Below are 10974 nucleotides of genomic sequence, written 5' to 3'. Positions count from 1 at the left end.
ACCGACGCGAAAGCAAGAAGCCCAAACCGGCAATCGCCACGACCACATACACGACCGCCGCAGCGGCGCTGTTGGCATAACCCCAACACAAACCCCGCGCAGCGTTGCGCAACACCCACCATCCAGTTAGCGACGAGCGCGCCCGACCCCGCGCGAAGCGTGAACAGAAACCCGGAAGCCCCCTTACGCAGCGGGCGATCCGCAGCATCCAAGGCATCCGGCCACGCACCTGGCACGCCTCATGCCTTGTTGCATCCGAGCCCGCAACACCTGCAGCTCACATCCCAAACCGTAAGCAGCACCTTTCTGGAGAACTGCCATGAGCAAGCTGACGATTGCAGACCTGAGCGCCACCCAAGACCTCGACCGCCGCGAAATGAGCGCCGTGCGGGGCGGCTGGGTCGGAATGCCGTTCTACTACCCGGCCCCGAGCGTGAAGGTCAACACCACCAACTTCACCGCCGACCAGTTGATCGGCCAGACCAACACCATCATGAACAACACGGGCAACGACGTCGCGTTCGTAAAGAACATCCATTCGACCGTCGATCCGACGCAGCAGGCGCACAACGTCATCAACTTCTGATTGCGTTGCCAGCCGTGGAGGCCTTCGCGCCTCCGCGGCGCCTCCTTCCGCAGTATCCGCTGCCACCATTTTTCTCGCGCTTTTCGTCGCCTTTGATTCCAGGAGTCGATCGTGAACACACCGCTCTCGCCGTCCGCCGCACACGTCCCATGCGGCACGCTGCGTTGGCAGGCCCGCCTGGCTCGTCTGGCTGGCGCGGCGGGGTTGAGTGTCGCGGCGCTGTGCGGCTGCACGGATCTGAGCACCCCTGCGTACCATCGCCCCGATATGCCCGCCAAGGAGACATGGGCACATACGAGCCGCGCCTTCTCGGCGGCCGATGCGGTGAACCCGCAGTGGTGGAAGGCGTTCGACGATCCCTACCTGGACACACTCATCGACAAGGCGATTTCGGGGAACGTCGATATCCGGGTCCTGGCCGCGCGCATTGGCGTGGCCGGCGCGCAGATCGGGGAAGTGCAGGCCGGTGCCCTTCCCACGGTCGACGCGGGCGCCGGTGTCGACTATGAAAAGAGCACGGGGCGAACGCTCACGAAGACCTATAACGTCGCGACGCAGGTGAACTGGGACATCGATATCTGGGGCAAGGTCGAAAAAAGCGTGCAGGCCCAAAAGGCCGAGTATCACGCGAGCGAGGCCGATTGGCGCGCAGGTTACCTCGTGCTCGTCGCAAATGTGGCGAGCGCGTATTTTCAGATCCTCCAGTTCGACGATCAAATAAGAGAGGAACAACACACACTCGAGCGCAACAAGCAGATTCTCACGATCTATCAGCAGATGTATGCAAACGGCGTGGCGCCCAAAACAGAGGTCCTGCGCCAGGCCGCCGAAGTCAACAACGTGACGACCGAACTGCTCGAGTTGCGCCGCCAGCGCGATACCGAAGAAAACGCGCTCGCCACGCTGGTCGGCGTGCCCGCGGGCGAGTTCAAGATGCCGGCGGGGCAGTTGCGCCAGCGCGTGAAGTTCCCCGACGTACCCATGGGTCTGCCCGCGCAACTGCTCGGTCGCCGCCCCGATGTGGTGGCCGCGCAATACCGCATTCTCGAATCGTATGACGAAGTCGGGTCGGCGCGGCTCGCCCAACTGCCCACGATCAGCCTCACGGGCCGCGCCGGCACGGCTGCGTTCTCGCTTTCCGATCTCTTCAAGGTGTTCACGCTGAGCTTCATGCCGAGCATCAACTTCCCGATGTTCGATCCCGGCGTGCATGCCCACATCAAGACGACCGAAGCGCAGAGCAAGGTCGTGGAGGAGCAGTACCGGCAGGTGGTGTTCACGGCTTTCGAGGAAGTCGAGAATGCGCTCGTGAATCTCGATGCGCACAAGAAGCAGCGCGTCGAACTGCTCCAGCAGAACGAGCGCCTGCGCACCGTTGCGGCGCAAGTCGAGGCACAGTTGAAAGAGGGGCTCGTGTCGCAGCTCGAAGTATTGGAGTCCGAACGTTCGCTTGCCTCAGCGGAACTGTCGCTTCTCGCCAACCACGAGCAGATCCTGAGCGACACGGTGACGCTCTACAAGGCGATCGGCGGCGGTTGGCCGGACGTCGATGTCACCAACGTGGCATCCAGCTCCGCTGCGGCTGCAGCGCCCGCGCAGTGAGTGCGTCGGCCGCTGCGGGGTCGCGCCAGATGTTTGACTCCAGCCAACAGTCGCCTACACTTTTCTCACACCCCGAACGCCATGTGCAAGGCGCGCGGCTTCCCACGGAGAGTCAGTGCGCACGCGGCGCTATCGCCCGCGCGCGGCCTGGCGCGCAAATGCTGACCGCTGGCGAAATCATGGTGCCTGACGCCGCATCCATTGCCGAAAGGCAGACATCGCTCGACCGGACGTTCGATATCGTCCTTCGGCCCATATCGCATGCCGAGCTTGGCGAGATCCGCATCGACAAGGATCTGTTCGCGGTAGGGCGGACGCAGCCGCCCTTTGCCTCGGCGAAGCCGGAGCTGGTTGTCGATGTCTCGCGCCGCCACGCGCGCATCTTCCGCGAGGGCGCCTCGGCTTACGTCGCCGACCTGGGCAGCAAGAACGGCACCGCGGTGAATGGCGTGGAAGTCACGCAAAAGCCGCATATTCTCAAGGACGGCGACGAGCTGAGCTTTGCCGGCGCGCTCGCGTTTCGCGTGAACCTGGTGCCGCGCGCGATGCGCGCCGCCGTGCGCCCGGTTGCGGTGACGCTCACGCCGGAGCGAGCCGATCTCGGTCTGCAGCAGATCGTCGTCACGAGTTTCCCGTTTCTCGTGAGCAAGACGGACGAGACGTTCGCGCAGTATCGCGAGGCGTATCCGCATCAGGTGAACTACCTGTCGCGGCGTCACGCGCACATCTATGCCGAAGACGACGCCATCTATGTCGAAGACCTCGGCAGTACCAACGGCACGTTCGTCGACGGCCAGCGTCTCGACGAGCACGCGGTGCGGCTCGAAGCCGGTCAGCACATCGCCTTCGGCGGCGAGCACTTTGTGTATCGCGTAGGCCTCGAACATGCGAGTGGAAGCGATGCCACCGTGACCGCGACGCGCGAGCCGCGCGCGGCAGCGCTTGCCGACGACGCCGACCGAACGACCTTCGTCGGCACAGCGCACTCGTTCCTCGACATCTTCTGCACGCCGCCCGCACTGCCCCAGGACGACGAGATCAATCCCGACGCGCCTCCGCAAGCGCCCGAGCCCGGCCAGGACGCAAGATATCGGCGCGGCAGAATCGAAACCTTCCTCTGCGAGTTGAACGAAGCGCTCGGCGGCAGCGGCAAAGTCGACATGCGCCGGGTGGGGCGGTGGGGAGGCGGCGTGCTTGCGGCGATCGTCGCGCTCGTTACGTTCGTGTATTTCCAGGGCTCGCCGCAGCGCGACATGCAGGCCTTGATGTCTGGCGGCCAGTTCCAAAGCGCGGCCCGCATGGCCGATCAATACCTGGCGCGCCACCCCGACGACGCCACGTGGCGCGCGATGGGGACAGAGGCGCTTATCAAGGCGAGCGTGCCGGACTGGGTCGCGGCCATTAATGCGCGGGCGTTCGACCGCGCGCACGCGATTGCGCAAGACATGCGCGTGCTCGCGCGCCACAACCCGGACGCGGCGCCGCTTGTCGAGAACATCGACTGGATCGGCGCACTCCAGTCGTTCGTGCAGGGACGTGGCGGCCCCGAAGCGCCGATTCGCATCTATCGCGACGAAGCGCCGATCCGGGCGCTCACGAGCCGCTGGAACGACGACCCCGGCGAGCATCAGCGGGCATTCGACAGGATCACGGCCTACGTCCCGGCGTTTTCTGCCGTCTATGCCGATGCACTCAGCCATTTGCGCAAGCTCCAGAGCGACGATTCAGTTTATGTGGCCGCGCTCGATCGCATCGAACAGGCCATCGACACGGCGCTCGCGAGCGACCGCTTCGACGCGCTCCCCGCCATGCTGACCGACTATGGGCAGCGCTACCCGCGGCTTGCCGGGCTCGACGCGGTGCGCGCCGATCTCGACCTGTATGAGCAGATCGATAGCGAAGCCCACGCGGGCCACGCGCAGGTGGTGCACGACCGCCTCGCCGCGGCGCACTTTGCCACGCCGCCGTTCGCGGCCCATGCGGGCGCGCTCGAAAAGCTCGCGATGGCAGGAGGGCGCGGTGAAGCTGCCCCGGCTCATTGAGCGCCTGCGCGAAGCGCACGGAATGCATGCCCCGCCGCAGCCGCCGCGGCCCCTTGGCGAGGCGCTCGGCGATCACAGCGAGGAAGGCGTCGCGATCCTCACCGCGCGCCCGTGGCGTCTCATCGAGGCGACCATCATCACGATGGTCGCGCTCGTGGTGTGTGGGCTGCTGTGGTCGTTCATTGGTCGCGCCGATGTGATCGTGAGCGCGCAGGGCGCACTCGCGCCCGAATCGGAGGTGCGCCGCATCTACGCGCCGGTCGACGGAGAACTCGTGGATATCTACATCGCCGAAGGGCAACCGGTCGAGAAAGACGACGTGATTGGCCGGATCAATGCGCGCGGCGCGATCCAGGCTGCGACCAATGCGTTGGACGCCCGGCTGAAGCTCGACGATGCCGAGCGAGAATGGAAAGAATTTCCCGAAAAGAAGGCGCTCATGATGCGCAAGGCCGAGGCGCTCAAGGCGCAGATCGACGTCGAGGAGCACATGCACCAGACCCGCGTCGCGGAAGGCACCAGCAAGCTCCAGCAAGCCCAGAGCGCCCAACTGGACGAAGCGCGCGGCAACATCGACAACGCGCGGCACGTGCGCGATCTCGCGAAGGAAGACGAGGCCAAGTACGAGCGCCTCTTTGCGCTGCCCGGCGGCGGCGGCGTCTCGCAAAGCCAGGTCGAGGAAAAGCGCAGCGCGTTTCTGCAGGCGGACAACAACCTGCGCATCGCTCAGGCGCGGCTCGCCGAGCTACAGGCGCAAACGAGCCACGAATTCGCGCAGGCGAAGGCGCAGCTCGAAGGAAGCGCCGAGCAGCTCACGGGCCTGCGTATCGAATACGACGCGACCGAGCGCGAGATCGCCAATACAGAAGACAAGCTGCGCCTGCAGGTGCAGACCGCGCGCCTCGCCGCCGACGCCGCGGCGCGCATCCGCTTCGAGAACATCGATAAGGACAACTTCCTGCTCGTGCTCGCGCCGGTGTCGGGCGTGATCACCGATGTGACGACGACGCAGCCCGGCGACAAGATCCAGGCCAACACGCCGCTGGGCGGCATTGCGCCGGCGAACGCGCGCCCGGTCGTGAAGGTGGCGATCGCGGAGCAGGACCGCGCGTTTCTGCGCGAAGGGCTGCCCGTCAAGCTGAAGTTCAACGCGTTTCCGTACCAGCGTTATGGCGTCGTGGACGGTACGCTCGAATACATTTCGCCGGCCACCAAGCCGCAGGCACAGACGAAGGAGCCGGTGTACGAAGGGCGCGTGCGTCTCGCGCGAGATCATTTTTCGATTGCCGGCGCGGCGTATCCGCTGCGTTACGGCATGACGGCAACAGCCGAGATCGTGGTGCGAGAGCGGCGCCTGATCGATTTCGCGCTGGACCCATTCAGGCAGATCGCTGGCTGAAGACAGTCAGGAACCCGATTCGCGAATCACAAATCAGGGGAACGATATGACGACAATCGTACGGATCGACGACGAGGCGATCGGCACCGAGGATTTCATCCGTGTGCTGAAGCTCACGGGGCAGTTCGAAAGCCTTGTCGAACAACAGGTGCGCGATCGGCTCACGGTCATCGCAGCGAAGAAAATGGGCGTGCAGGTGAGCCCCGACGAAATCCAGCAGCGCGCCGACCAGTTCCGCCGTGTGCGGGGGCTGCATCGCGCGGCGGATATGAACCGCTACCTCGATGTGTTCGGCATCAGCCTCGATGAGTTCGAGCGCTTCATCACCGATACGCTCTACCAGGAGAAGGCGTTCGCCGAGATCTGCAGCGACGAGGCCGTGGAGAGCTATTTCAAGCTCAATTCGCCGAAGTTCGACAGCATCGAAGTCAGTCACATCGTTGTGGATTCCGAAGGAAAGGCGCGCGAGGTGATGTCGATTCTGGAAGACGAACCGCATGCGTTTGGCGATATGGCGCGAGAACATTCGATCGCGGACACGAGCGAGCGTGGCGGCGTGATCGGCAAGGTGCTGCGCGGCTCATTGAAAACGGACATCGAAGCCAAGGTGTTCAACGCGCAGGTTGGCGATCTGCTCGGGCCGTTTCCCGCGCCGGACGGCTCGTTCTTCGAGATCTTCTGCGTGACGGCGAAGCACCCGGCAGCGCTCGAAGCCGACGTGACCTCCGAGGTGCGCCGGCTCCTGCGCGAAGAGTGGCTTGCCGAGCGCGCGCAAGAGCACATCATCGACGCGCATTGAACGCGCGGAGCCACGCAGATGGATACCCAGGCGCCCGCACCGACTAGCGCACCCACGCTACCGGACTTTCTCGCATCGGTCGAACCGCTCTCGCTCTTTTCGCGCGAGGAGCTCGACCGCCTCGCAGCGCAGGTCGAAACGCGCAGCTACGCGTTCGGCGATACGTTGTGCAAGCGCGGCGAGCCCGCTGCCGGGCTTTATGTCATTCGCTCGGGCTCCGTGCGCCTGATCGCCGAGGAGCGCGGCAAGGAAACGAGTCTCGGCGTGCGCAAGGAGCGCGAGGTGTTCGGCGAGATCGCGATGCTGCGCGACTACTGGCACGAAGTGTCGGTGCGCGCGTCCGCGAAGACCGAGGTGCTCTGCATCCCACGCGCGGCGCTGGAGCCGCTGCTGGCCGCGAATCCGGCCGCGCAGTCGTTCGTGACGAGCTATGTGGCGATCAGCTCGGCGGGCGGCTTCGTCTCGCGGCTTTTCGATTTGCGCGGCAAGCTGTCCCGTGCCGAGCTGGAAGAGTATGTGTCGAGCGTGGGCGTCAAGCGGGTGAGCGCGGGCAAGGAGATCATCCAGCAGGGCGCGAGCGGCGACATGCGCCTGTATGTCGTGCGCCAGGGCGAGGTCAGCATTTCACGAGAGGAAGCCGGCGGCGTGTACCAGCTGGCGAAGCTGGGCGCTGGCGAAATCTTCGGCGAGCGCGCGTGTCTGTTGCGCCAGGACCAGCACGCGAGCGTCACGGCGCTCACCGACGTGCGGCTCCTTGTGATTCCCGAGAAGACCGTCCACTTCATGCTGGAGCGCAACCCGAAGCTGCGCGAGGTGCTGGAAGAGCGCGTGCGCTTCAGCGAGCGCGAACTGCAGCGGCAGATAAAACTCGCCGAGCGCCGCAGCCGGCCCGTTGCGGTGGACAGCGGCGCGGACGCGGCCTTCAGGGAGCGCGTGATCAAGCGCTTCGTGCTGGTCGAGCAGGCCGAGGAGATGGATTGCGGCGCGGCGTGCCTCGCGATGATCTGCCGGCACTACGGCATTGCGATGACGCTCGGCAAGCTGCGCGATCTCGCGAACGTGACGACCCAGGGCGCGACGCTCGATAGTCTCGCGCGCACCGGCGAGGCACTCGGCTTCACGACGCGCGGCGTGCAGTGCACCTACGAGGCGTTGCAGGGCTTCGAGCTGCCCTTCATCGCGCACTGGGAGGGCTACCACTATATCGTCGTGTACGGTGTATCGAAGCAGTGGGTGAGGGTGGCCGATCCGGCGCTTGGTTTTCGCAAGCTGAGCGTAGAAGCGTTCGAGCGCGGCTGGAACGGCACCTGTCTGCTGTTCACGGCGGGCGAAACCACGGGCGCGCAGGCGGCCACGCGTTCACCGTGGGTGCGCTTCGTCGGCTATTTGTTGCCGTACCGGAAGATCCTCGCTCACCTGTTCCTCGCGACCTTCGTGATCCAGATGCTGGGCGTGGTGCCGCCGCTCATCATCCAGAACATTCTCGACAGCGTGATCGTCCATCAGAACGTGAGCCTGCTGCATCTGTTGATCGTCGGACTCGTCATCTCGCATGTGTTCACGCAGCTGATGACGACGATCCGCGCGCACCTGTCGAATTTCATGGTGCGCAGTCTCGACTTCGCGATGATGTCGCAGTTCTTCAAGCATACGATGTCGCTGCCGTTCTCGTTCTTCGCGCGCCGCAAGACGGGCGATATTTTCGCGCGCTTCCAGGAAAACCAGACCATACGCGCGTTCCTGACCGAATCCACGGTCACCACGGCGCTCAACCTGCTGATGATCTTCATCTACTTCACGATCATGTTTCTCTACAACGTGAAGCTCACGCTGCTGCTCATCGTGTTCGTGGTACCGATCATGGCGCTGACCGCGCTTGCCACGCCGCGCCTCAAGCGCTATGCGCGCGAGGTGTTCTCGGTGTCCACGGACGCGCGCTCGATGCTGATGGAAACGCTCGGCGGCGTGGAGACCGTGAAGGGCATGGGCATCGAACGGGCAGTGCGCCTGAAATGGGAGCGCAAGTACGCGAAATCGCTGGAAGTGCAGTACCGCGCGCAGGCGTTCAACATTCTCGTAGGGCTGGGTAGCCAGTTGCTCAACGCGGCCACGACGATTGTGATTCTCTGGGCCGGGGCCACGCTCGTGCTCAATCAGGAGCTGAGCATCGGGCAATTGATCGCCTTCAATGCCTTCATGGGGAGCGTGCTCGCGCCGCTCATGGGCCTGGTCGGCTTATGGAGCCTGATGAACGACGCGGCGGTCGCGATGGAGCGCCTTGGCGACGTGCTCGACATCGAGCCCGAGCAGAAGCCCGCCGATCTCGGCTCGCGCGTGCTGCTACCCGACTTGCAAGGCGACATCGAATTCAATGGCGTGTATTTCCGCTATGGCGGCAATGAAACGCCTTATGTGCTGGAAAACATCAGCTTTTCGGTGGGCCGTGGGCAGATGGTGGCGATCGTCGGGCGCAGCGGCTCAGGCAAGACGACGCTCGCGAAACTGCTGGTGGGCTTCTACGCGCCAACCGAAGGCAAGATCAACGTGGACGGCTACGACATGAGCACCATCGACCACGCGTACTTTCGCGCGCAGGTCGGCTATGTCATGCAGACCAACCTCGTGTTTTCCGGGACGATCGCGGAGAACATCGCCTGCGGCGACGCGGTCCCGGACTGGCGGCGCATGGAGGAGGTGGCGCGCATGGCCGACGCGCACGCGTTCATCGCGAAGATGCCGCTCGGGTACGAACAGGTAGTGGGCGAACGCGGCATGGGTCTCTCGGGCGGGCAGATACAGCGCCTGTGCATTGCGCGCGCGCTTTATCACGACCCGCGTCTGCTCGTTTTCGACGAAGCCACCTCGTCGCTCGACACGCAATCGGAGAGCAACATCCTCTCGAACATGCACGACATCCTTCAGGGGCGCACGGCGCTCATCATCGCGCACCGGCTCAGCACCATCATGCGGGCGGACAAGATTCTCGTGCTGTATGAAGGCGCCATCGTCGAGCAGGGGCGGCACGAAGAACTGGTTGAGCGCAAGGGCATGTACTACCAGCTCGTGCAGAAGCAACTGGGTCCATCATCATGAAGCTTTTCGACCCGCATGGATTCGGCAGCTCCGTTGTGTCCTACGCCGGGCTGCTGGAGAAAATCGAGATCCTGCGTTCCACGCTGCGCTGGGCGCCGCGGCTCGAACGCGCCGATATCGAAAAGCTCCTGAACCAGTCGAACGCACTGCGCGACGAGGTCATGCAGCTCTCGCGCAAGGAGCGCTTCGTCGAGGCCGCGGCCGAAGCGCCCGGCGCACTCGATGGGCTCGATGCTACCGGCGCTGCGATAGAAAAACCGGAGGCGCTCACGCCTTCGGCGCACCGCCGGCGTGAGGCGCTGATCGAGCGCAGCTTCATATTCGAAGGCATATTCGGTGATAACCCGAAGCTGCTCGCGGCACTCGAGATCGCGGAAAAGGCGGCGCCCACGGATCTGCCGGTTCTGATCGACGGTGAAAGCGGCACTGGCAAGGAGCTGATGGCCAAGGTCATCCACGCCAACGGCGGGCGCGCCGACCGCCCCTACATCTCGGTCAACTGCGGCGCGATTCCCGAGAACCTGCTCGAATCGGAATTGTTCGGCCATCGCCGTGGGGCGTTTACGGGTGCATCGAACGATCGCAAGGGCAAGTTCGAAAGTGCGCACACCGGCACGATTTTTCTCGACGAAATCGGCGAACTGCCGCTACAAGGACAGGTGAAACTGCTACGCGTGCTGGAATCGCACGAAATCCAGCGCGTGGGGTCGGACGAACCGATTGCGGTCGACACGCGCATTGTCGCGGCGACCAACCGGAATCTGCGTGAGCTCGCCGCGCAGGGGCAGTTTCGTGAGGATCTCTTTTACCGCCTGAGCGTCATTCATGTCACGCTGCCCGCGCTGCGCGAGCGCAACGATGAAATTCCGCTGCTCATTGCCTGGTTCGGCGACGAGGCGGCCGGCCAGCTCAAGCGCCGGCCTGTGAAGCTGACGCCCAAGCTGCGCGATTTTCTGCTCACGTATGCCTACCCGGGCAATATCCGCGAGCTGCGCAATCTCATATACCGGCTTTCGTGTCTCGCTGGCGATACGGCCGATATCGAGCATTTGCCCGACGATATTCGTCCACGCACGGCGGCGCAGGCGCAGCGCGCTGTGGAAGCGGAGGCGTCGGGGGCGCCGCTGTCGCTCAGCGACGCGAAGCGCGCTGCGAGTGATGAAGCCGAGCGCGCGTTCCTCGAGCGCGGGCTGCAGGAAACCGGCGGAACGGTGGCGGAGCTTGCGCGGCGCTGTGATATGAATCGGTCGCATTTGCAGATGCTGCTTAAGAAGCACGGGATTCATTCGAAGGATTTTCGGCATGCCGAAAAGGTGGGGAATGGGAAGGGGTCCTGATGTTCTGTCTTTGTTGTTGTTTTGTTGGTTCTTCGCCCCTTTTGGCATTTTCTTGTATTCGCGTCGGTATGCAAGCGTTGCCCCTGTGCGGGGCGGCACCTACTTTTCTTTGCCGT

At 64.1% G+C, this 10974-nt stretch carries 7 protein-coding genes; all 7 read left to right on the top strand.

All coding sequences use genetic code 11. The features are described 5' to 3' along the window. The first annotated feature begins 319 nt into the window (after nucleotides 1–319). The 7 genes from BMI01S_RS34595 to BMI01S_RS34565 all read left to right on the top strand — a co-directional run bounded on the left by BMI01S_RS34595 (nucleotide 320) and on the right by BMI01S_RS34565 (nucleotide 10858). A complete protein-coding gene (locus BMI01S_RS34595; RefSeq protein WP_028212517.1) occupies nucleotides 320–586 on the top strand; it encodes a hypothetical protein in 267 nt (88 codons plus the stop codon). Nucleotides 587–763: 177 nt separating this feature from the next. After that, nucleotides 764–2188, top strand: a complete 1425-nt coding sequence (locus BMI01S_RS34590; protein WP_407669003.1) for an efflux transporter outer membrane subunit — start codon at nucleotides 764–766, stop codon at nucleotides 2186–2188. 158 nt (nucleotides 2189–2346) lie between these two features. Further along, nucleotides 2347–4230 carry an FHA domain-containing protein gene (locus tag BMI01S_RS34585; RefSeq protein ID WP_238327878.1) on the top strand — a complete coding sequence of 628 codons (1884 nt, stop codon included), beginning with the start codon at nucleotides 2347–2349 and terminating at the stop codon, nucleotides 4228–4230. A gap of 22 nt (nucleotides 4231–4252) precedes the next feature. Continuing rightward, nucleotides 4253–5629, top strand: a complete 1377-nt coding sequence (locus BMI01S_RS34580) for an HlyD family efflux transporter periplasmic adaptor subunit (protein WP_028230889.1) — start codon at nucleotides 4253–4255, stop codon at nucleotides 5627–5629. 46 nt (nucleotides 5630–5675) lie between these two features. After that, nucleotides 5676–6428: a peptidylprolyl isomerase gene (locus tag BMI01S_RS34575; protein WP_028212519.1), complete on the top strand. Its 753-nt coding sequence runs from the start codon at nucleotides 5676–5678 to the stop codon at nucleotides 6426–6428. An 18-nt stretch (nucleotides 6429–6446) separates the two neighbouring features. Beyond that, nucleotides 6447–9521 (top strand): peptidase domain-containing ABC transporter, encoded by a 3075-nt coding sequence (locus BMI01S_RS34570; RefSeq protein WP_028230888.1) that lies wholly within the window; start codon nucleotides 6447–6449, stop codon nucleotides 9519–9521. Next, nucleotides 9518–10858: a sigma-54 interaction domain-containing protein gene (locus tag BMI01S_RS34565; RefSeq protein WP_028230887.1), complete on the top strand. Its 1341-nt coding sequence runs from the start codon at nucleotides 9518–9520 to the stop codon at nucleotides 10856–10858. Before BMI01S_RS34570 ends, BMI01S_RS34565 begins: the two co-directional genes overlap by 4 nt. The last annotated feature ends 116 nt before the right edge of the window (nucleotides 10859–10974 follow it).

Source organism: Paraburkholderia mimosarum LMG 23256 = NBRC 106338 (assembly GCF_000739815.1).
GTDB classification, from domain to species: domain Bacteria; phylum Pseudomonadota; class Gammaproteobacteria; order Burkholderiales; family Burkholderiaceae; genus Paraburkholderia; species Paraburkholderia mimosarum.
Note: the sequence above shows the minus strand (reverse complement) of the source record. Positions and strands in the feature narration are given on the sequence as shown.

Excerpts from the sequence above, each read along its gene's own strand:
- BMI01S_RS34570 (WP_028230888.1), top strand. The coding sequence starts at position 6,447 with ATGGATACCCAGGCGCCCGCACCGACTAGCGCACCCACGCTACCGGAC.
- BMI01S_RS34565 (WP_028230887.1), top strand. The coding sequence starts at position 9,518 with ATGAAGCTTTTCGACCCGCATGGATTCGGCAGCTCCGTTGTGTCCTAC.
- BMI01S_RS34585 (WP_238327878.1), top strand. The coding sequence starts at position 2,347 with ATGCTGACCGCTGGCGAAATCATGGTGCCTGACGCCGCATCCATTGCC.
- BMI01S_RS34595 (WP_028212517.1), top strand. The coding sequence starts at position 320 with ATGAGCAAGCTGACGATTGCAGACCTGAGCGCCACCCAAGACCTCGAC.
- BMI01S_RS34575 (WP_028212519.1), top strand. The coding sequence starts at position 5,676 with ATGACGACAATCGTACGGATCGACGACGAGGCGATCGGCACCGAGGAT.
- BMI01S_RS34580 (WP_028230889.1), top strand. The coding sequence starts at position 4,253 with ATGCATGCCCCGCCGCAGCCGCCGCGGCCCCTTGGCGAGGCGCTCGGC.